Below are 19,412 nucleotides of genomic sequence, written 5' to 3'. Positions count from 1 at the left end.
GTCGGTCCTATTGACATCAGAGCGCCAAAGTAATGCCGCCGACCCTATGAGAACCGGCGGCAAATCTACTTAGAAGGCAACCGTGATGTCGTTTTGGACAGAAGTTGCGCCTTTCGCGGCCCAAGCTGTGCTGCCCGCCACCTCGCGATCGTGCCAGGAATTGGCCGTTCCGCTCAGAGTGACTTTCCCGCCATCGGCTTTGACTCGGATTGTGTCTGGATCAAAAAACCAAGAGCGGTGAAGTGCGGTACGGATGCCGTTGCTGATATCGGTGGTGTCAACCCGTGGCCTGAGAGTGATCTGGTTGGAAACGCCGGTGACACCCGGAAGGCGTGCCACATCATATTCAGCGTCGTTTTTCTCGTACTGCCATTCAACTTCGCCCGTCAAGGTAAGCCAACCTTCCTGGACTTTCACAGAAGCCGAATTTTTGGGAACGGTCACATCCCATGACAGCCGGCTGAGCGCGGCTTCCGCGATCTGTTCATCGGTATGTTTCACCGAATTGGGCAGGCGGACGTCGATTTCCTGAGCAATGCCTTTAACGCCTTTCACACGCCAAGCTGCTGCTTCTGCCGCATTCTTTTCAGAATAGGTTTCGACATGGCCAGTCAAACTGACGACGCCCTGCTTGGCGGTCACGCCAATATGGGCTGCGTTCACACGCGGCTCCCAATTCAGTTCCGCCATCACATTGTCTTGAAGGTTTTTGTCGGACATGATCATCTCCTGTCGCCGAATTATCTGGGAAAGCTAGGCTAAACCTGGCTTGTCTCAATGCCCTTGCCTCTTCATGGCGACTGAGGACGCATCACGCATCCAACAATACCTAGCGGCTCATTGTTCCGTCGCTTGGCCCAAATCAGCAAATTAAGTTTTAAAGTCAGGGAACAAACTCGTCGTAGCCACCCTTGTTCTGGCAGACGTGTCGAACACCGTTCGTTCTGCCTGGCGCTTCATCTTCAATTCACAACAGAGGAAGCGCCGCATGAAAGCTCTCGTCTATATTGGCCCGTCGGACAAGGCCGTGAAGGAATGTCCAGATCCTGTCATTCTCGATCCCACCGATGCCATCATCAAGATGACCAAGACGACGATCTGCGGCACCGACCTTCACATTCTCAAAGGCGACGTGGCCACCTGCCAGCCAGGCCGCATCCTGGGCCACGAAGGCGTTGGCATCGTTGACAAGACCGGACCGGCTGTCACCGCCTTCAAACCAGGCGACCACGTCATCATCTCTTGCGTGAGCGCGTGTGGAAAATGTGAATATTGCCGCAAGCAGATGTATTCCCATTGCACCACCGGTGGATGGATCCTCGGCAATTCCATTGATGGGACCCAGGCCGAATATGTTCGCATTCCACATGCCGATACCAGCCTTTATCCCATCCAGAAGGGTGCGGACGAAGAGGCCCTGGTGATGCTGAGTGACATTCTACCAACAGGCTTTGAATGCGGTGTGCTGAATGGCAAGGTCCAGCCGGGAAGTTCAATTGCCATTGTGGGTGCTGGGCCCATTGGCCTTGCAACGCTGCTGACGGCGCAGTTCTACTCGCCGGCCCAGATCATCATGATCGACCTGGATGACAATCGCCTCGAAGTAGCCAAGCAATTTGGCGCCACGGACACGATCAATAGTGCCGATGGCCAGGCGTTAGACGCACTGATGAAGCTCACGGCAAATCGCGGCGTCGACACAGCCATCGAAGCTGTGGGCATTCCGGCGACATTTGAACTTTGTCAGGCCATCATCGCACCGGGAGGCACCATCGCCAACATTGGAGTTCACGGGAAGAAGGTGGACCTCCATCTGGAAAAACTCTGGGATCGCAACATATCCATTACCACGCGTTTGGTGGATACGGCCACGATTCCCATGCTTCTCAAAACTGTCACTTCCCGCAAGATCGAACCCAGGAAACTGATCACCCACCATTTCAAATTCGACAAAATTCTGGATGCCTATGAGGCGTTTGGCAACGCGGCAAAAACCAAGGCACTCAAAGTCATCATCGAATTTAAGTAATCCAGGAGGATTCAAAAATGAGCAGTTCACATTTCCACGCTGTCATCTGGCTCGACCACCGCCAGGCCAAGGTCTTTCACTTCAATGCAAGGGAAGAAGATAGTCAAAGTGTGCATGCGCAAGACACCGCAATGCACCTTCACCACAAGGCAAATACAATAGGGTCTGGGCACGAAGTTATGGAACCTGCCTTTATGAATGAAATCGCTTTGGCTGTTTCCGAGTCAGGTGAGGTTCTTGTAATCGGCCCAGGCAACGCCAAGACAGAATTCATGACATACCTTGAAAAATACAGCCCTAAACTCAAGGCCAAAATTCTCGGCGTCGAGACCGTCGACCACCCCAGCGACGGGGAAATAGTCGCCTATGCGCGCAAATTCTTTAAACCCGTGGACGCCATGATTTTGCATTAAGTCATACAGAACATCTATTTCGACTGCGTTCATCCGTTTAGTCTTTGCTATTCACATAAATGGGGCGCAGTGTTGTTCTTTCCTTCCTTGGGAAGGTGTTCAGCAGGTATCAATGGATTCGATGGAAGATGGGAAAACCTTGGCTCACGCCATGGTCGACACCGTACGCGACGCTCTTTTGGTACTGGATAAAAACCTGAAGGTGGTAGCCGCCAGCCGATCATTCTATTCGAAATTCCTGACCACGCCATCAGACACAATCGGCCATCGAATATATGATCTCGGAAATGGTGAGTGGCAAAGCGAAGCGCTGCGACATCTCCTTGAGCGCGTCATTCCCGAACATGATGTGATGGACGATTTTGTGCTGGAGCAGAATTTTGCGCGCCTCGGCCCGCGAGTGATGTTGCTCAATGCTCGAAAAGTCTTTTACAAGAACGATACCAATTCGACATTGTTGCTCGCCATCGAGGATATTACAGAGCGTCGTAATAACGAACGACTACTCAAGGCCTTGAGTGATCGGAAAGATACACTGATGGCCGAGATGAGCCATCGTGTTGCCAATAGCCTTCAGATCATCGCCAGCATTCTCCTTCTGAAGGCGCGCAAAGTGACGTCAGATGAGACACGCGGCCATCTGGAGGATGCCCATCGGCGCGTTATGTCGGTTGCAGCCCTGCAACAGCAGCTCACAGCATCCGGCAGTGGCGAGAAGGTTGAGATCGGCGAATACCTGACACGACTTTGTGAGAGTTTAGCGGCATCCATGATTGGTGACCGACGATCAATTACAATACGTGTATTTGCCGATCCAGGTGCTGTGGTATCCGAACGCGCGGTCGGCATGGGGTTAGTTGTCACAGAACTCGCCATCAACGCGCTCAAACACGCTTTTCCGCCGCCTGCGGATTTGGGTGAAATCAAAGTTGAGTACAAGGTTTCGGGCGAGGATTGGACCTTGGCCGTGTCCGACAATGGTTGCGGCATGTCTGGCGTTACAGATCACCGAACCGGAGGGTTGGGAACGTCGATTGTGAAAGCTTTGGCTCAGCAGTTAGAGGCCGAAGTTGTCGTGGCAACGGGTGTTGGTGGTACCCGAGTGTCGGTTGAACACCACCAATCCGAAGCCAGATTGCACTAGTTTACACATTGAACAGTGCGGTCCGGGCAGCGAATCTCTTAAGTTGCTGGCAATGGTGGGATAAGCAACTGCAATGCTGTCACCAAAGTCCAAGTGGGAAGCCGCAATCACCTCCTCAAGGGCCGGCAAAATCCGTGGAAGTCGGAAACAATGGCAAGGCGCATCGTTCAAGGCTATCACCCGCCGCAACCATGACAAGCCCAACCAAAAAACCGCGCCTCAAGATCAATGGCTGGCTCGCCCTCGACAAGCCTTATGGCATGACCTCAACCCAGGCGCTGGGCAAAGTGCGCTGGCTGTTCAACGCCGACAAGGCCGGCCATGGCGGCACGCTTGATCCGCTGGCCACCGGCTTGCTGCCGATCGCCCTGGGCGAGGCCACCAAGACGGTGAACTGGGCGATGGATGGCCGCAAGATTTACCGGGTGCGCGTGGCCTGGGGCTCTGAGACAACGACAGACGACCTCGAGGGAACAGCTACGGCCACCTCCCCAAACCGTCCCAATGAGCTCCAAATTGCTTCCATTTTGCCTCGGTTCACCGGCGAAATCATGCAGGCTCCCCCCGCCTTTTCGGCCATCAAGATCGACGGTGAGCGCGCTTATGACCTGGCCCGCGCCGGGGAAGCTCCTGTGATGGTGGAACGCCCGGTTTTCATTGAGGAATTGAAACTCAACGAAGCCACCGCGGATTTTGCTGATTTTGAAATCGTCTGCGGAAAAGGCACTTATATCAGGAGCTTGGCGCGTGATATCGGGCGCACCCTCGGCTGCTATGGTCACGTCGCCGCTTTGCGCCGCACCCAAGTCGGCGGGCTCACGGAAAACCAGATGATTTCGCTGGAAAAGCTGGAGGAAATGAGCCATATGCCGGGCCAAGAGGCGCTGCAAGGCGCCTTGTTTCCCATTGAGACCGTGCTGGACGGCATCCCGGCACTGGCCGTTATGGAAAATGATGCCGCCAGACTGAGACAGGGCCAAAAGGTCCTGTTGCGTGGAGCAAATGCTCCCGTGAGCGAGGCGGCGGTTTTGGTGCGCTCAGGCACAGACCTCGTCGGATTAGGCGAAATCTCCCAGGGCGCATTGAAAATCAAGAGACTTTTCAATCTTTAACCGATGTCCGGAGTAGAAACTATGACGATGACTGCAGAGCGCAAAGTTGCGCTTGTCAAAGAATACGCAACCAAGACCGGTGACACCGGTTCGCCTGAAGTTCAGGTCGCGATCCTCACGGAACGCATCAATTATCTGACCGACCATTTCAAGACCCACAAGAAGGATAACCATTCCCGCCGTGGCCTTTTGAAGATGGTTGCTGCCCGCCGTTCGCTGCTCGACTATCTGAAGAGCAAGGATGACGCGCGCTATCAGACCCTGATCAAGCGCCTCGAAATCCGCCGCTAAAGCGTTTTGGCTTTTCGCAAGAAAAGCCAAAATCGTCAGATGCGACGAAACTAATATACGAGCGGGCAGACACCGGATTGCTGCCCGCGTCCCCGACTTCGGAAAGCGGCAATGGGGCCGTGAACGATTTGTCCAAAGGGGATGCTGCCCACAGGCTCGGTGACAAAGCGGCAGCGCAGGACAAAGGAAAAGAAAACATGTTCAACATTGACGTTGAAGAAATCCAATGGGGCGGCCGTACACTTCGCCTCGAAACGGGCCGCGTGGCTCGTCAGGCCGACGGTGCGGTTCTCGCCACCTACGGTGAAACCACCGTTCTCTCCACCGCCGTTGCCGCCCGCGCTGAAAAGCCCGGCATCGACTTTTTCCCGCTCACCGTGAACTACCAGGAAAAGACCTATGCCGCCGGCAAGATCCCTGGTGGTTATTTCAAGCGTGAGGGCCGCCCGACTGAAAAGGAAACCCTGGTTTCCCGCCTGATCGACCGCCCAATCCGCCCGCTTTTCCCGGAAGGTTTCCGCGTGGAAACCCAGGTGATCGCCACCACCATTTCCTACGACCTTGAAAATGACTCGGACATCGTGGCCCTTGTGGGCTCGTCCGCAGCGCTCACCCTCTCCGGCATTCCCTTCATGGGCCCGGTCGGTGCAGCCCGCGTCGGCATGATCAATGGCGAATACGTGCTGAACCCCACCCAGGAACAGATGAAGGAATCGACCCTGGATCTCGTGGTGGCCGGTACCCAGGACGCCGTGCTGATGGTTGAATCGGAAGCCAAGGAGCTTTCGGAAGAAATCATGCTCGGCGCCGTGATGTTCGGTCATGCTGGCTTCCAGCCGGTGATCGAAGCCATCATCCGCATGGCAGAACGCTCTGCCCGCAGCCCGCGCGATTTCACCCCTCCGGATGAAGAAACCCTCTTCAAGGCCGTGAAGAAGAACGCCGAGAAGGACCTGCGCGCTGCCTATTCCATCGCCAAGAAGGAAGACCGCCAGGACGCCGTTGCCAAGACCAAGGATGCCGTGAAGGCCGCTCTGGTCAACAAGGAAGACGCCAAGGCCCCGACCGAGCAAAAGGTTGGCGAAGCCTTCAAGCATCTCGAGAAGGACATCGTCCGCAACTCGATCCTTGATACCGGCCTGCGTATCGACGGCCGTGACACCAAAACGGTTCGCGCCATCGTTGCTGAAGCTTCTGTCCTGCCGCGCACCCACGGCTCGGCCCTGTTCACCCGCGGTGAAACCCAGGCGCTGGTCGTGACCACGCTCGGCACCGGTGAAGATGAACAATATGTCGACAGCCTCGACGGCATGTACAAGGAAACTTTCCTTCTGCATTACAACTTCCCTCCCTACTCGGTGGGTGAAGTGGGCCGCATGGGTGCCACCGGCCGCCGCGAAATCGGCCATGGCAAGCTCGCCTGGCGTGCCATCCATCCGATGCTGCCGCCGAAGGATCAGTTCCCCTACACGATCCGCGTGGTCTCCGAGATCACCGAGTCGAATGGTTCGTCCTCGATGGCTTCCGTCTGCGGCGCTTCGCTCGCATTGATGGATGCTGGCGTTCCGCTGAAGGCTCCGGTGGCGGGTATCGCCATGGGCCTGATCAAGGAAGGCGAGCGCTTTGCCGTTCTGTCCGACATCCTGGGTGATGAAGATCACCTGGGCGACATGGACTTCAAGGTGGCCGGCACGTCTGAAGGCATCACCTCGCTGCAGATGGACATCAAGATCACCGGTATCACCGAAGAGATCATGAAGGTTGCTCTGTGGCAGGCCAAGGATGGCCGTTTGCACATCCTGACCAAGATGTCAGAAGCCCTCGAAAAGGCCCGTCCGGGCCTTGGCGAGCATGCGCCGCGCATCGAAACCATCAAGATCCCCACCGACAAGATCCGTGAAGTGATTGGCACCGGCGGCAAGGTCATCCGCGAAATCGTGGAAAAGACCGGCGCCAAGGTCGACATCCAGGACGACGGCACCATCAAGGTGGCTTCGTCTTCGGGTGCAGCGATCACCGCTGCCTTGAAGTGGATCAAGGGCATCGTCTCTGAGCCGGAAGTCGGCGAAATCTATGAAGGCAAGGTCGTCAAGATCATGGACTTCGGTGCTTTCGTGAACTTCTTCGGCGCCAAGGACGGTCTCATCCATGTGTCCGAACTCGCCTCGCACCGTGTCAACAAGGTGTCGGACGTTGTGAAGGAAGGCGATCTGGTCAAGGTCAAGCTCATGGGCTTCGACAACCGCGGCAAGATCAAGCTTTCGATGAAGGCTGTCGATCAGGCCACCGGTGAAGACCTCACCAAGAAGGCCGGCGGCGAAGCCCCGGCTGAAGCCAATGCCGAGAGCGACGCATAAGCGTTACTCAGGTAAGTAGTTATCAAACGCGGTGCCGAAAGGTGCCGCGTTTTTATTTTGGGCGATGCCTGCTAACACTCAACGCATGAAGCGTTTCAGCCGCATAGTGTATCGCGCGATCCTCGTCCTGTTGCTGGCAGCAGGCGCGGGGCTCTATTTCGGCTGGAATTATGCGGGCTTCTTTTGGCTCTATTCCGGTGTGAAAGGCATCGACGTGTCGCATCATCAGGGCAAGATCGATTGGCCATTGGTGGCCAAGAGCGATATCCGCTTCGCCTATATCAAGGCCACCGAGGGCGGCACTTTTGTGGATGACCAATTCGTCGCAAATTGGAAGGCCGCGCGCGATGCAGGGCTTTTCGTCGGCGCCTATCATTTCCTGACCCAATGCAAAACCGGAGAGGAACAGGCCAAGAGCTTTCTGGCGCAACTGCCGAAAGACGCCGATCAATTGCCGCCCGTGCTTGATGCAGAAAAAATGGAATCCTGCAGCGATGGTACCACAGTTATCGACGTGCCGAAGGAAGTTGTGGCCTTTCTCGACAAAGTGGAAGCAGAAGCGGGTTGCCGACCTCTGGTCTATACGGATGAGAGTTTCGATCAAGTCTATCTCAGTGGGCTGAGCGCAAGCGAAAAAATATGGGCCCGCAGCATCGGGCTGCCGCCTTTTTACAGGCAACGAAGCTGGATTCTTTGGCAATACCACGACAGCGCTGCTCGTCCCGGCATTGCAACGCCTGTCGATCTCAACGTCTTTCGCGGCAACAACGCCGAATTCCAAAGTTTCAAAGCATCCTTCAAATGCTTCGCCAAGCCGACTTAATGAGACTTCTTTTTCGGCGGCACTTTCTTGCCTGCAGCGCGCGCCTCCGACAAAGCGATGGCCACTGCCTGCTTGCGGCTCGTCACCTTGGGGTGGTCACCGTTGCCACCTTTCAGGTCACCTTCTTTGAATTCGTGCATCACCGTGTGAATTTTCTTTTCAGCGGCTGCGGAATATTTATGCGGCATGATGGTTCTCCTATGCGGAACCAACGCCTCCCAGACGTTTTGGTTTCATGATAGGATCGCTGCATGACGCTGCTTCTCGAAATCCCTGCCCTCGGTTGTGACGAAGGCTTGTACGAAACCTTCAATGCTGCACTCGGTCTTGAGACCAAGGTGGTGGTTGCTTCTGGCAGTCGTATGGATGCTTGCGTCGATCAGGTTCTGGCGCAGGCGCCGAAAGAATTCTTCCTGCTGGGCACCAGCTTCGGCGGCCGCGTGGCTTTGGAAACTGCGGTGGCGTCGCCTGAGCGCGTGAAAGTCTTGATCATCATCGGTGCGGGCGCAGGCCCAGTTGTCGATCAGGCGGCCGGCCTCAAACGGTCTGAACGCGTGCGCGGTACCGAGTTTGAAGTGGTGCTGAAGGAAATGGGTGACATCGTTTCGCATCTGCCCGGTCCGCGCGGGCCTGAAACCATGGAAGCCTTCCGCGCCATGAGCCGCAAAGGCGGGCCGGAACGATTTGCCCTGCAGTCAGACGCCATGGCACATCGCACCGATCTCTGGCCGCTTCTTTCCAAAATTACCTGCCCAGTCCTCTGCCTCTGGGGCGAGCATGATCAATATTCCCCAGCAGAAACCGCGATGAAGATCGCGACTTCCGTGCCGCGCGGAACGGCGGTGCTGATCAAGGATTGTGGGCATTTCCCCACACTGGAATATCCAGAGGAAACCGCCCGCAGCGTGGCGGGCTTTCTGTCTATTTCAGGCTGAGCAGATAATCCGCAATTGCGGTCAAATCCGCGTCGGGCAATTTGGAAAGATTGCTCTGCACATCGCCCATGCCGCCGGAGCTCATATGTTCATAACCCAGCGTCTCACCATTCTGGAAGGCCAGCACAAGGTCCGCAGCGTCCTTGTATTTTTCACGCTCCACGAGGGAGCGCAGGCTGGGCACCTTGCCCTTGCCTTCCGGATGCGGCCCGCCGGCAAAAGCCTTGGATGAATTCAACCCCATGAAAAGATTGCGCGGCGTGTGGCATTCCTGGCAATGGCCGGGGCCATTGACGAGGTAAGATCCGCGGTTCCAGCTTTCACTTTGTGCGGGGTCAGGCTTCCACAGCGTGCTGTCAAAGCTCACCCATTTCCACGCGCCGATGCCGCGCCGCAGAATGGCCGGAAATGGTTCTTCCGGTACCTTATTCACCACCGGCGGCAGCGAGGCGAGATAGGCCTTCAAATCCAGCACGTCTTCCACCTTCATGTGGGCATAGGACGTATAGGGAAAGGCCGGAATGAGATGCGCGTTTGAAGGTGAGAGTCCGCGCTGCACGGCATTGACGAAATCCGCATCACTCCATTTGCCCAAACCCGTTTCAGGATCGGGTGTCAGATTAGGCGGATAGAGCGTGCCGATCGGGGTGACCAACGGCTTGCCGCCCGCCGGCACATCAGCCGCCACATCCTTCAGGTCAGCCCCCGGCGCATGGCAGGACATGCAACCCCCGGCATGGAAGATCAGCTTGCCGTTTTCGAGATTGGCAACATGCTCGGGAATATCGTCGGCTGCAAAGGGCTGTGGGCTGGTGATCCACCAGAAAAAGCCAAGCCCCAGCAGTATGAGAACTGCCAGGGCTGGAAGAGTGCGTTTCATCGCGGCGTGAGATCAGTCAGCAGCGCGGAATTTTTCGTGGCAGCCCTTGCAGGCGGCACCCACGGCGGGGAAGGCAGCTTTGAAGCTGGCTTCATCGGTGGCGGCGCGCAGCTTGGTGGCGGCGTCATACCAGGCCTTGCCGGCGGCAGCGAAGCCTTCCTTGTCCGTCCAGATGGCGGGCAAAGCATGGGTTTCCACCGTGCCCTTTTCGGTCCCGGGCGCCCAGAACGCGTCCCAATCCTTGCAGGCGGCGTCTTCGCCATCATAGGCGGCTTTCAAAGCCGCAGCGTCAAAAGGCGCTTCGCCCTTCATGATCGGCACGGCCACCTTCATCACCCCACCATGGCCCTGTTTCATGCAGGCCTGGCGGCCCTTGATGGCGTCATCAGCGCTCATTGCGGCCAATGAAACGCCAGCGCCCACGGTAAGCGCCAAAATGCCAGCGATCAGTCCTACTTTCAGCTTAGACATGGTTCAATTCCTCCAACTCTGGGCCTATTGCCACATGATTGATTACAGTTTGGACATCTCTTTATTCCCTGTCCAGAGCCGAAATACTGCGTCACGCATCATCTTGCCGTAATTTAACGCAAATGCCGCGATTTCGCCCGGTGAACGCCCCATGAATAGCGCCTTCCAATGGCATTCAGGCTGTGCGGGTTAGGCTTGTTTTAAGTTCCAAGCTTTAAATGCTCGCAAATGAGATTGATCATGAAAAAGAAGTCCACCCCCAGCCAATACCGCCAAATCGGCGCCACCCAGGGCATGAGCCCGGAGGTCCTGGAAGAGCTGAAGGTTCTGAAGTCGCTCGAAGCCCGCGCGCTGCAGAACTAAGATTTCCGTTACCCCTGCTTGAGGCAGAGGCATAAACTCACCCCATCGCCCAGTTCGTGACTTCGCGGCGCAACACCGCAACTTCGGCATTCCGGGCCAGTTCCGCTACCTTGGCCGCACCGAACGTCGTGGCCATCTGGATCAGCTTCCGCGCCGCTTCGGCACACAAGTCCTTGTCATTGGTCTGCTGGGCCGCACCCAGCACATTCACCAGGTGATGCATGTCCTGCGCCGCCGTGGCTGAAAGTCTGCGCCACAGGCCTGAAGGCAGGCTGGTTTTCAACGCATTCAAATAATCCGTCATGCTCGGCGCAGCCTGTTTCGGCTTTGCTGCCTTGGCACGGGTGTCGCGCGAGGTTACGGCCGCATGCATCACCTTGAACAGCTCACGCGTGGTGGTGGGTTTGGGAAGCGCGCTGTCAAAGGCATCGCGCCAGATCGAATGTTCGGTGGAATCAGCAAGGAAAGCCGAAAGGGCCAGAATAGGGGTGGACGCCACATGCTCCAGCTCGGCGCGGATCATCCGGGCAGCGGTCACGCCATCCATCACCGGCATTTCGATATCGAGCAGGATCACATCATAATTGTCATTGCGGGCGGCATGCAGCGCCAGTTCGCCATCTTCCACGGCATCCACCAGAAAGCCCATGCGTTCCAGCATGGCCTTGGTCACCACGCGTGAGGTTTCCTGGTCCTCGGCATAGAGGACGCGGCGGGGCTTGCCATCGGGACGGGGGAAAATCACGGTGCGGGCGGCGGAGGAGGCGGTCATTGGGATTAACCTATCCCGCCACTCCTTGCCCAATACCTTAACGCCGGGGCCAAACCGGGGTGATGATTAATGGTCTCTTATTTCGTCCCGAACATCCGGTCGCCGGCATCGCCCAGGCCCGGCACGATATAGCCATGGTCATTGAGATGCGAATCCACCGCTGCCGTGAAAATCGGCACATCGGGATGCGCTTTGTGAAAACGTTCAATGCCTTCCGGTGCGGCGAGCAGCGTCACCAGGCGGATTCCCTTGGCACCCTTTTCCTTGAGCCGGTCAACAGCCGCGGCCACCGAATTGCCGGTGGCTAGCATCGGATCGACCACGAATGTGTCCCGCTCGGCAATGTCTTCCGGCACCTTCATGTAGTATTGCACCGGCTGCAGCGTCTTCGGATCGCGGTAAAGGCCGATATGGCCGACGCGCGCTGACGGAATGAGATCAAGCATGCCCTCAAGCAGCCCGCTGCCGGCGCGCAGCACCGAAACAATCACCTGCTTCTTGCCTTTGATCACCGGCGCTTCCATGGGTTCCAGCGGGGTCTCGATATGCCGGGTGGTCATCGGCAGATCGCGGCACACTTCATAGGCCATAAGCAGGCTGATCTCGCGCAGCAATTGGCGGAACACGGCGGTGGGCGTGTTCTTGTCGCGCATCAAAGTGAGCTTGTGCAGCACGAGCGGGTGGTTGACGATGGTGAGATTGGCGGGGGCTTTGAAGGTCATAAAACCATCTTGCCGCATGAGAGAGGCCTTGCCCACTGCGGCCATTCAGCTATCCACTTTTTTCGGCCAAGCCCTTGCAATTCGTCTTAAGGAAGAGTATTTATCGGTAACTTAGAAAGTTACAGATATGACATCCCCAAGCTACGTCGTGCCGGCCGGCACCCATATCGGCCATGTTCATCTCAAAGTCGCGGATATTGATCGCGCCTTGGGCTTTTACTGCGGCTTACTCGGCTTCGAGCTGCAGGTCATGTACGGCACTGATGCTGCCTTTATTTCAGCAGGCGGCTATCACCACCACATCGGCCTGAACACCTGGGAAAGCAAGGGCGGTTCGCCGCCGCCACCCGGCACGACAGGCCTGTTCCACACCGCCATTCTTTATCCCACCCGCGCCGACCTCGCCAACGCGCTGAAGCGCGTGCGCGATTCTGGCGTCACCCTCGATGGCGCCTCGGACCATGGTGTGTCTGAAGCGCTGTATCTGCGTGACCCCGACCAGAATGGCGTTGAGCTTTATTGGGATCGCCCCAAGGACCAGTGGCCGAAGGACCCCGACGGCAAGCTCACCATGTTCACCCGCCGCCTCGATCTGCGCGACCTTCTTGCGCAAGCCACAATCTGATTTTTGAAAGGAAGACCAATGACCAAAATTCTCGTTCTCTATTACTCCTCCTGGGGCCACATGGAAGCCATGGCCAACGCTGCCGCTGAAGGTGCCAAGGCCGCTGGCGCCAAGGTTGACGTGAAGCGCGTGGCCGAAACCGTTCCGGAAGATGTTCAGAAGGCCTATCACTACAAGACCGACCAGAAGGCCCCCGTGGCCAAGCCGGATGAGCTGGCGGATTACGATGGCATCATCTTCGCTACCCCGACCCGTTATGGCATGATGGCCGCCCAGATGAAGAATTTCATCGACCAGACCGGCGGCATCTGGATGAAGGGCGCCCTTGTCGGCAAACCGGGTTCCGTCATGGTCGGCGCTGCCAACCAGCATGGCGGCCAGGAATCCACTGCCCTCAACTTCCACACGGTGCTGCTGCATCACGGCATGGTGATTGTCGGCCTGCCTTACGCCTATCAGGGCCAGATGGGCCATGACGACATCAAGGGCGGCTCGCCTTACGGCGCCTCCACCACCACCGGTGGCGATGGTTCGCGCATGCCCTCGAAGCAGGATCTCGAAGCTGCCGCCTGGCAGGGCGAACACGTTGCCAAGATCGCAGCCAAGCTGGCCGCCAAGTAATTTCTCTGCAATGATGAAAATGCCGGGCCTTTGGTCCGGCATCTTTATGTTCAATACGGCTTCAATCTGCCGATAAAGCCATTTGCCTGATTGGCAATCGCCTGTTTTTCATCCGCGCTGAATTTGCGGTAGGCATTCACAATCTGCCCCATGCGCAGATTGTGGCTGAAAACGTCCTGGTGCTTGCCGATGAAATTCCAGTACATCGCATTGAACGGGCAAGCCTCAGGCCCCAATCTTTGCTTCGGGTCGTAACGGCAAGCTTTGCAGTAGTTCGACATTTTGTTGATGTAATTGGCCGAGGCCGCATAGGGCTTGGAGCCCATCAGCCCGCCATCGGCATGCAAAGCCATGCCGATTGTATTGGGCGCTTCCACCCATTCAAACGCATCGGCATAGACGGCGTGATACCATTCATGCACCTGAAACGGATTGATGCCCGCAAGCAGCGCAAAATTTCCGGTGATCATCAGCCGCTGGATGTGATGGGCATAGGCTTCATCATGGGTCTGTCGCAGAGCTTGGCTCACGCAATTCAGGTCGGTGTCCCCTGACCAATAGAAATCAGGAATCGGTACATCCGCCTTCAGGAAATTGCTGGAGAGATAATCCGGCATCTTCATCCAGTAAACGCCGCGCACATATTCACGCCAGCCCAGGATTTGCCGGATAAAACCCTCGACTGATTCCAGCGGCGCGTCTCCGGAGAGATAGGCAGCTTCTGCCGCCTTGCAGATCATGCGAGCATCCAGAAGGCCAAGATTGAGATAGAGCGAGATCATGCTGTGGTTGAGAAAATACTCATTCTCCAGCATCGCGTCCTGGGTGACGCCGAAATGGGGCAGCGCATTCTTCAAAAATGACTCGAAGGCGGCTTGCGTATCACTACGGGTCACGCCAAACCAGAAGGGCTCAAGCAAACCATAATGGTCGTCGAACCGCGCTTTCACTAGGTCAATCACCTCCCGCGTGATGACATTGGGCTCAAATCGTGGCGGCGGCACGAATGAAGCTGCGGACTTTGCCGGTTTGCGGTTCTCGGTATCGTAATTCCATCGCCCACCGACAGGCTGCCCGTTTTCCATCAGCAGTCCGGTTTTCTGCCGCAGGGCCCGGTAAAAGAATTCCATCCGCAGGTTTTTGTGTGTTTCAGCAAAAGACCTGAATTCCGCTTCGCTGCTGAAAAAGCGGTTGTCCTCCAATTGCTCCACGAAGGCCAATTCGCCCCGCAAACGATAGTCATTGGGCGCAGTCATCACCGCCGTGTCGGCCTGATGCCGCGTCATCGCACGCTTTACCTCGCCGCTCAGGCTTTGCGAATTTTCCGGATCATCAAGCGTGACATAGTCGACATTCCAACCCGCACGCCGGAGTTCCTCGGCAAAATGCCGCATCGCTGAAAACACCAGAACGATCTTCTTCTTGTGGTGCTTGGCGGTGGTGGCCTCTGGCACCACTTCTGCCAACAAGATGTGAGTGTGAGCCGGTTCAACTGCCCGCAGCGCAGACAAATTCAGCGACAGCTGATCCCCGGTAATCAGCAGAATTTTGTGATCCAAACGCGCCATTCAGCGTATTACGGATGTAACAAACCATTGGATCTCATGGCACCACCCATTCTTCTCTGGCTGCGGCAGGATCTGCGGCTTTCTGATCATCCCGCCCTCACCGCCGCAGCGGCAAAGGGTGCCATCATACCGCTTTACGTACTGGACGATGATACGCCGGGCGAATGGCGCTGGGGCGGCGCTTCGCGTTGGTGGCTGCATCACTCGCTTGCGGCACTTGGTAAAAATCTGCCGCTCGTTTTGCGCAAGGGCCGCGCCGACGACGTGATCGCGGAGGTCCTGAAGCAGACCGAAGCCACCAGCCTGCATTTCACCCGCGACTATGCACCCTGGTCGCCCGCGTTGGAATCCTGCGTCAAGAAAATCTGTGACGATTTGAATGTGACGTGCCATCGCCACGGCGGCTTTTTGCTGCATGAGCCGGAGGCGATCAAGAACGGATCGGGCGAAACCTACAAGGTCTTCACGCCTTTCTCCCGTGCCTGCTTCGCCAGCGGCGAACCGCGTGCACCAAAGCCTGTGCCGAAATTTGAAATCGCCAAACACGGTTTGAAATCCGACAGGCTTGACGACTGGCAACTCACGCCTTCAAAGCCGGATTGGGCCAAGAGTTTCGAAGGCCACTGGCAGCCGGGCGAGCAGGGTGCACAGAAAGCTCTCGCGAGCTTCATCGATGATGCGCTCGAACATTATGCCGATGGACGTGATCGCCCGGACCAGCCGCTCACCTCGCGCCTCAGTCCTCACCTGCATTGGGGAGAAATCTCTCCGCATCAGGCGTGGTCTGCCATCCGCGCCGCGATGGACCGCAAGCTGGGCAAGCTCGACCACAGCGCCGAAAAATTCCTGAACGAAGTGCTGTGGCGCGAATTCTCCAATCACCTGCTCGTGCTGTTTCCCGATTTTCCCACCAAGTCCTACCGCCCTGAATTTGATGACATGCCGTGGGCGAAAAGTGCTGACCACTTGCACAAATGGCAAAAGGGCCAGACCGGCTATCCCATCGTCGATGCCGGAATGCGTGAACTTTGGGCGACAGGATTCATGCACAACCGGGTCCGCATGGTGGTGGCCTCCTTCCTCATCAAGCATCTGCAGATTGATTGGCGCGAAGGTGAGCGCTGGTTCTGGGACACGTTGGTCGATGCTGACATCGCGAATAACGCCGCCAGCTGGCAATGGGTGGCGGGTTCCGGCGCTGATGCCTCGCCCTATTACCGCATCTTCAATCCCGTCCTGCAGGGCGTGAAATTTGATCCCCAGGGCGACTATGTGAAACGCTGGGTGCCGGAGCTGAAGCATGTATCGGCAGAATTCATCCATGCCCCTTGGAACATGCCAAATCCTCCGGCAGATTACCCTGCACCCATGGTGGACCATGCGCAGGCCCGCACCCGCGCCATGGCCGCCCTAGCAAGTATCAAGAAGGAACAGGCATGACGAAGCTCATCGGCATTTCAGGCGCATTGCGCAAAGGCTCCACCAATACCGGCCTGCTGCGCGCCCTGAAGGACATCATGCCCGGCCATGTTGAATATGAAATGGCCACTTTGCATGGCATCCCGCTTTATGATGGCGATGCGGAAAGGGCCCATGGCAAGCCGGAAGCGGCGGTAACGTTGAGCGAAAAGGTAAAGGCCGCTGATGGCATCATCGTCGCCACGCCGGAATATAATGGCTCCATTCCTGGTGTGCTGAAAAACGCCACCGACTGGATGTCACGCGGCGGCTCGCCGTTTCACTGGAAGCGTGTTGGTATCATTGGCGCTGCTGATGGGCCTTTGGGTGCCGCACGCTCGCAACTCGCTTTGCGCCAGAACATGCAGGGCCTGCAAGCCATTGTGATGCCAAAGCCCGAAGTCTTCGCCGGAAACAACAGCAAGACCTTTGATGCCGATGGCAATGTCATTGATGACGACGTGAAACGCCACTTGGCCACCTGGCTCAAGGCATTTCTCGATTGGGTTGAGAAGAAGCCTTAAGCTCAGTTTGCCGTAGTGTTCTGGTTCTGCAGTTGCGCCCAGGTATTGGGTTTGTTCAGCATATCCTGCAGGAAGGCCAGATTGGCTTCCACCTGATCGGGTGGCAAATCAGCCGAAGCAATCTTGCGCGCTTCATCGAAACGGCCGGACAAGCCAACCACCAGTGCGAGGTTCTGCCGGATGCGCGGTTCGGTCGCCGAGCCATTCTGCGCCAGCGCCACACGCAGCACTTTTTCAGCCTGCGGTAGGTTGCCCTGCAGGGCATAGGACATGCCCAGATTATTCTGCACCGAAAGCGCGCCCGGCTGCAGCTGCAGTGCCTTGCCATACTGCGCACGTGCCATATCATACTGGCCCTGCGCGTCATAAGCAGAGCCCAAGGCGGAATAGGTTTTCCAATCGGCCCGGCCGGTGGCCACGGCGCGTTCGAGAACGGCGGCCGCTTCGCCCGGGCGGTTGGCCGCAAGCAATGCCTTGCCGATGGAAGCCTGCGTGCCCGCATCGCTCGGATGTGCCACGGAAACGGCCTTCAGTACATCGATCTGCGTCTGCTGCTGGCCCAATTTGCCAAGGGCTGCCGCATAAGCGAGGCCGATTTTTTCATCGCCCGGATGTGCGGCCCAATCATCAGCCAGCTTGCGTGTTCCAAGATATGAACCCGCCGGTCCGGTATTGGGCGCGGGCGCCATGGCTGGAGACGTGCTGCCCGTGGTCAACTGGTCAGCACTCGAATCGGCCCGGTGCGAAACACAGCCGGACGCAGCTAAAGCCAGAAAAACGATGGCGGAAATCTGAACGGAAAAACGCATGACGGACATGAGGCTGAGCATGCTGATTTTTGTTAAAGAAACGATTAACCATGTTCCCAGCCAGAATCAGGGAAATGCACATGCTGAATGCAAAGGAAATTTTTGCCGCCGAGGGGTCGAAGGCCGTGAGCCTGAGGCTCATCAGCAAGGCTGAATTGGCCAGCCTGCCGGCGGCTCTCAAGCTGCAGGCGCAAAGCTTGGGATTTGAGGCATCGCCTCTGTCCCTGATGCCGGTGCTTTCTGCGAACGGTGCGGTGCAGGAATTTCTGGTGGGTGCGCCATCTACCGATGCTGATCCCTTTGCACTGGGTGCGATTTCTTCCAAGCTGCCGCCCGGCACTTATGAATGCGCAGCGGCCACCCATCTCACCGCCTTGGGCTGGGCGCTGGAGCTTTATCGTTACGACCCCTTCCGACCCGCAGAAGCCAAGAAAGTCAAACTCGTCCTGCCCAAGGGCGTGGATGAAGCGCGGCTCCTGCGCGAAGTCGATGCCACCTTCCTGGTGCGCGACCTGATCAACACCCCCGCCAATATTCTCGGCCCGGATGAACTCGAAGCCGCTGCCCGCAAGATCGCCAGGGCGCACAAGGCCGCGATCACCGTCATCTCAGGTAAGAAGTTGGAGAAGGAATTCCCGCTGATCCATGTGGTTGGTGCCGCTGCCACCCGCGCCCCGCGACTGATTGATTTCACCTGGGGTAATCCCAAACATCCGAAAGTCACACTGGTCGGCAAGGGCGTGGTGTTCGACACCGGCGGCCTCGACATCAAGCCCTCGTCCTCCATGCTGCTGATGAAGAAGGATATGGGCGGTGCCGCCAATGTACTCGGCCTCGCGCAAATGGTCATGGAGGCGAAGCTGCCTGTGCGTTTGCGTGTTCTCGTGCCCGCCGTGGAGAATGCCATTGCTGGCGATGCCTTCCGCCCCGGTGATGTGTTCAAGACGAGGAAAGGCCTCACCGTTGAAATTGGCAACACCGATGCTGAAGGCCGCCTCATCCTGGCCGATGCGCTGGCCCTGGCCGATGAAGAAGCGCCTGATCTGCTGATCGACATGGCCACGCTGACGGGTGCTGCCCGCGTGGCGCTGGGGCCGGATCTTCCGCCCTTCTACACCGATGATGCCGCACTCGCCGCCAGCCTCAACCTTCACGGCATGAAGGAGAATGATCCCCTTTGGCAGCTGCCATTGTGGCGGCCCTATTACAGCCTGATCGAAACGCCCATCGCCGATCTCAACAATGCCGGTGCTGGTGGTTTCGCCGGCTCGATCACGGCTGCCTTGTTCCTCTGCCGCTTTGTCGAGAAGGCGAAGGCCTATGCCCATTTTGATATTTTTGGCTGGGTGCCGAACACCAAGCCGGGCCGGCCCAAGGGCGGCGAGGCCCAAGCCATGCGGGCGCTCTTTGCAGTGATCGCCGAACGCTTCGCAAAATAGCTTGCGTCGGGGGCCAAAGAGTCCGAAAATGAAACGGTTCCGTAATGATTGGAGCC

General features: G+C 57.2%; 22 protein-coding genes. 14 read left to right on the top strand and 8 right to left on the bottom strand.

The annotated features are described in order from the left end of the window. Window positions 1-69: 69 nt before the first annotated feature. Window positions 70-720, bottom strand: coding sequence for a BON domain-containing protein (locus F8B91_RS10735; protein WP_246715022.1), 651 nt, complete (start codon window positions 718-720; stop codon window positions 70-72). A 268-nt stretch (window positions 721-988) separates the two neighbouring features. Here F8B91_RS10735 and F8B91_RS10730 point away from each other — a divergent pair, with 268 nt between their 5' ends. The 7 genes from F8B91_RS10730 (at window position 989) to F8B91_RS10700 (ending at window position 8,169) form a co-directional block, all read left to right on the top strand. Further along, entirely contained in the window at window positions 989-2,029 is a 1,041-nt protein-coding gene (locus tag F8B91_RS10730; RefSeq protein ID WP_196503688.1) for a zinc-dependent alcohol dehydrogenase family protein, read from the top strand. A gap of 17 nt (window positions 2,030-2,046) precedes the next feature. Continuing rightward, on the top strand, window positions 2,047-2,442 hold the full coding sequence (locus F8B91_RS10725; protein ID WP_196503687.1) for a translational machinery protein: 396 nt from the start codon (window positions 2,047-2,049) through the stop codon (window positions 2,440-2,442). Window positions 2,443-2,554: 112 nt separating this feature from the next. After that, window positions 2,555-3,586, top strand: a complete 1,032-nt coding sequence (locus F8B91_RS10720; RefSeq protein ID WP_196503686.1) for a sensor histidine kinase — start codon at window positions 2,555-2,557, stop codon at window positions 3,584-3,586. 191 nt (window positions 3,587-3,777) lie between these two features. Continuing rightward, a complete protein-coding gene (gene truB, locus F8B91_RS10715) occupies window positions 3,778-4,698 on the top strand; it encodes a tRNA pseudouridine(55) synthase TruB (protein WP_196503685.1) in 921 nt (306 codons plus the stop codon). A 21-nt stretch (window positions 4,699-4,719) separates the two neighbouring features. Beyond that, complete coding sequence (gene rpsO / locus F8B91_RS10710; protein ID WP_196503684.1) at window positions 4,720-4,989, top strand: 30S ribosomal protein S15; 270 nt, start codon at window positions 4,720-4,722, stop codon at window positions 4,987-4,989. Between the two features lie 197 nt (window positions 4,990-5,186). Further along, the gene (gene pnp, locus F8B91_RS10705) at window positions 5,187-7,346 is read left to right on the top strand and encodes a polyribonucleotide nucleotidyltransferase (protein WP_196503683.1); all 2,160 of its coding nucleotides are present in this window, start codon (window positions 5,187-5,189) and stop codon (window positions 7,344-7,346) included. Between the two features lie 85 nt (window positions 7,347-7,431). Beyond that, on the top strand, window positions 7,432-8,169 hold the full coding sequence (locus F8B91_RS10700; RefSeq protein WP_196503682.1) for a GH25 family lysozyme: 738 nt from the start codon (window positions 7,432-7,434) through the stop codon (window positions 8,167-8,169). Here F8B91_RS10700 and F8B91_RS10695 read toward each other — a convergent pair. Next, a complete protein-coding gene (locus F8B91_RS10695; protein WP_196503681.1) occupies window positions 8,166-8,357 on the bottom strand; it encodes a DUF6496 domain-containing protein in 192 nt (63 codons plus the stop codon). The two genes, F8B91_RS10700 and F8B91_RS10695, sit on opposite strands and share 4 nt — an antisense overlap. 63 nt (window positions 8,358-8,420) lie before the next feature. On the opposite strand from F8B91_RS10695, the gene F8B91_RS10690 reads away from it, so the two are divergent. Next, window positions 8,421-9,104, top strand: coding sequence for an alpha/beta fold hydrolase (locus F8B91_RS10690; protein ID WP_196503680.1), 684 nt, complete (start codon window positions 8,421-8,423; stop codon window positions 9,102-9,104). Here F8B91_RS10690 and F8B91_RS10685 read toward each other — a convergent pair. Beyond that, on the bottom strand, window positions 9,091-9,984 hold the full coding sequence (locus F8B91_RS10685; RefSeq protein ID WP_196503679.1) for a cytochrome c: 894 nt from the start codon (window positions 9,982-9,984) through the stop codon (window positions 9,091-9,093). The two genes, F8B91_RS10690 and F8B91_RS10685, sit on opposite strands and share 14 nt — an antisense overlap. 12 nt (window positions 9,985-9,996) lie before the next feature. Then, window positions 9,997-10,455 carry a c-type cytochrome gene (locus F8B91_RS10680; RefSeq protein ID WP_196503678.1) on the bottom strand — a complete coding sequence of 153 codons (459 nt, stop codon included), beginning with the start codon at window positions 10,453-10,455 and terminating at the stop codon, window positions 9,997-9,999. 240 nt (window positions 10,456-10,695) lie between these two features. Between F8B91_RS10680 and F8B91_RS17015 the strand changes: the two genes are divergently transcribed. Further along, the gene (locus F8B91_RS17015) at window positions 10,696-10,818 is read left to right on the top strand and encodes a hypothetical protein (protein ID WP_281432908.1); all 123 of its coding nucleotides are present in this window, start codon (window positions 10,696-10,698) and stop codon (window positions 10,816-10,818) included. Window positions 10,819-10,855: 37 nt separating this feature from the next. Here the strand turns inward: F8B91_RS17015 and F8B91_RS10675 are convergent, their stop codons facing one another. Next, a complete protein-coding gene (locus F8B91_RS10675; protein ID WP_196503677.1) occupies window positions 10,856-11,590 on the bottom strand; it encodes a response regulator in 735 nt (244 codons plus the stop codon). Window positions 11,591-11,667: 77 nt separating this feature from the next. Next, window positions 11,668-12,312: a uracil phosphoribosyltransferase gene (gene upp, locus F8B91_RS10670; RefSeq protein ID WP_196503676.1), complete on the bottom strand. Its 645-nt coding sequence runs from the start codon at window positions 12,310-12,312 to the stop codon at window positions 11,668-11,670. Between the two features lie 127 nt (window positions 12,313-12,439). Here upp and F8B91_RS10665 point away from each other — a divergent pair, with 127 nt between their 5' ends. Together F8B91_RS10665 and wrbA are read left to right on the top strand one after the other, a co-directional pair. Further along, window positions 12,440-12,937, top strand: a complete 498-nt coding sequence (locus F8B91_RS10665) for a VOC family protein (RefSeq protein ID WP_196503675.1) — start codon at window positions 12,440-12,442, stop codon at window positions 12,935-12,937. Window positions 12,938-12,955: 18 nt separating this feature from the next. After that, the gene (wrbA, locus tag F8B91_RS10660; RefSeq protein ID WP_196503674.1) at window positions 12,956-13,558 is read left to right on the top strand and encodes an NAD(P)H:quinone oxidoreductase; all 603 of its coding nucleotides are present in this window, start codon (window positions 12,956-12,958) and stop codon (window positions 13,556-13,558) included. A gap of 50 nt (window positions 13,559-13,608) precedes the next feature. Here wrbA and F8B91_RS10655 read toward each other — a convergent pair whose 3' ends face one another. Continuing rightward, window positions 13,609-15,126 (bottom strand): cryptochrome/photolyase family protein, encoded by a 1,518-nt coding sequence (locus tag F8B91_RS10655; RefSeq protein WP_196503673.1) that lies wholly within the window; start codon window positions 15,124-15,126, stop codon window positions 13,609-13,611. A 36-nt stretch (window positions 15,127-15,162) separates the two neighbouring features. Between F8B91_RS10655 and F8B91_RS10650 the strand changes: the two genes are divergently transcribed. Together F8B91_RS10650 and F8B91_RS10645 are read left to right on the top strand one after the other, a co-directional pair. Further along, a complete protein-coding gene (locus F8B91_RS10650; protein WP_196503672.1) occupies window positions 15,163-16,566 on the top strand; it encodes a cryptochrome/photolyase family protein in 1,404 nt (467 codons plus the stop codon). Further along, window positions 16,563-17,108, top strand: a complete 546-nt coding sequence (locus tag F8B91_RS10645) for an NADPH-dependent FMN reductase (RefSeq protein WP_196503671.1) — start codon at window positions 16,563-16,565, stop codon at window positions 17,106-17,108. Before F8B91_RS10650 ends, F8B91_RS10645 begins: the two co-directional genes overlap by 4 nt. A 2-nt stretch (window positions 17,109-17,110) precedes the next feature. On the opposite strand, the gene F8B91_RS10640 is transcribed toward F8B91_RS10645, so the two are convergent. Further along, window positions 17,111-17,938, bottom strand: a complete 828-nt coding sequence (locus F8B91_RS10640; protein ID WP_210324352.1) for a tetratricopeptide repeat protein — start codon at window positions 17,936-17,938, stop codon at window positions 17,111-17,113. A gap of 59 nt (window positions 17,939-17,997) precedes the next feature. On the opposite strand from F8B91_RS10640, the gene F8B91_RS10635 reads away from it, so the two are divergent. Next, entirely contained in the window at window positions 17,998-19,356 is a 1,359-nt protein-coding gene (locus tag F8B91_RS10635; RefSeq protein WP_196503669.1) for a leucyl aminopeptidase family protein, read from the top strand. Window positions 19,357-19,412 lie beyond the last annotated feature (56 nt).

Origin of the sequence: Aestuariivirga litoralis (assembly GCF_015714715.1) — a bacterium.
GTDB classification, from domain to species: Bacteria; Pseudomonadota; Alphaproteobacteria; order Rhizobiales; family Aestuariivirgaceae; genus Aestuariivirga; species Aestuariivirga litoralis_A.
Note: the sequence above shows the minus strand (reverse complement) of the source record. Positions and strands in the feature narration are given on the sequence as shown.

Coding starts and splice junctions, on each gene's coding strand:
- F8B91_RS10735 (WP_246715022.1), bottom strand. CDS start 720: ATGTCCGACAAAAACCTTCAAGACAATGTGATGGCGGAACTGAATTGG.
- F8B91_RS10730 (WP_196503688.1), top strand. CDS start 989: ATGAAAGCTCTCGTCTATATTGGCCCGTCGGACAAGGCCGTGAAGGAA.
- F8B91_RS10725 (WP_196503687.1), top strand. CDS start 2,047: ATGAGCAGTTCACATTTCCACGCTGTCATCTGGCTCGACCACCGCCAG.
- F8B91_RS10720 (WP_196503686.1), top strand. CDS start 2,555: ATGGATTCGATGGAAGATGGGAAAACCTTGGCTCACGCCATGGTCGAC.
- truB (WP_196503685.1), top strand. CDS start 3,778: ATGACAAGCCCAACCAAAAAACCGCGCCTCAAGATCAATGGCTGGCTC.
- rpsO (WP_196503684.1), top strand. CDS start 4,720: ATGACGATGACTGCAGAGCGCAAAGTTGCGCTTGTCAAAGAATACGCA.
- pnp (WP_196503683.1), top strand. CDS start 5,187: ATGTTCAACATTGACGTTGAAGAAATCCAATGGGGCGGCCGTACACTT.
- F8B91_RS10700 (WP_196503682.1), top strand. CDS start 7,432: ATGAAGCGTTTCAGCCGCATAGTGTATCGCGCGATCCTCGTCCTGTTG.
- F8B91_RS10695 (WP_196503681.1), bottom strand. CDS start 8,357: ATGCCGCATAAATATTCCGCAGCCGCTGAAAAGAAAATTCACACGGTG.
- F8B91_RS10690 (WP_196503680.1), top strand. CDS start 8,421: ATGACGCTGCTTCTCGAAATCCCTGCCCTCGGTTGTGACGAAGGCTTG.
- F8B91_RS10685 (WP_196503679.1), bottom strand. CDS start 9,984: ATGAAACGCACTCTTCCAGCCCTGGCAGTTCTCATACTGCTGGGGCTT.
- F8B91_RS10680 (WP_196503678.1), bottom strand. CDS start 10,455: ATGTCTAAGCTGAAAGTAGGACTGATCGCTGGCATTTTGGCGCTTACC.
- F8B91_RS17015 (WP_281432908.1), top strand. CDS start 10,696: ATGAAAAAGAAGTCCACCCCCAGCCAATACCGCCAAATCGGCGCCACC.
- F8B91_RS10675 (WP_196503677.1), bottom strand. CDS start 11,590: ATGACCGCCTCCTCCGCCGCCCGCACCGTGATTTTCCCCCGTCCCGAT.
- upp (WP_196503676.1), bottom strand. CDS start 12,312: ATGACCTTCAAAGCCCCCGCCAATCTCACCATCGTCAACCACCCGCTC.
- F8B91_RS10665 (WP_196503675.1), top strand. CDS start 12,440: ATGACATCCCCAAGCTACGTCGTGCCGGCCGGCACCCATATCGGCCAT.
- wrbA (WP_196503674.1), top strand. CDS start 12,956: ATGACCAAAATTCTCGTTCTCTATTACTCCTCCTGGGGCCACATGGAA.
- F8B91_RS10655 (WP_196503673.1), bottom strand. CDS start 15,126: ATGGCGCGTTTGGATCACAAAATTCTGCTGATTACCGGGGATCAGCTG.
- F8B91_RS10650 (WP_196503672.1), top strand. CDS start 15,163: ATGGCACCACCCATTCTTCTCTGGCTGCGGCAGGATCTGCGGCTTTCT.
- F8B91_RS10645 (WP_196503671.1), top strand. CDS start 16,563: ATGACGAAGCTCATCGGCATTTCAGGCGCATTGCGCAAAGGCTCCACC.
- F8B91_RS10640 (WP_210324352.1), bottom strand. CDS start 17,938: ATGCTCAGCCTCATGTCCGTCATGCGTTTTTCCGTTCAGATTTCCGCC.
- F8B91_RS10635 (WP_196503669.1), top strand. CDS start 17,998: ATGCTGAATGCAAAGGAAATTTTTGCCGCCGAGGGGTCGAAGGCCGTG.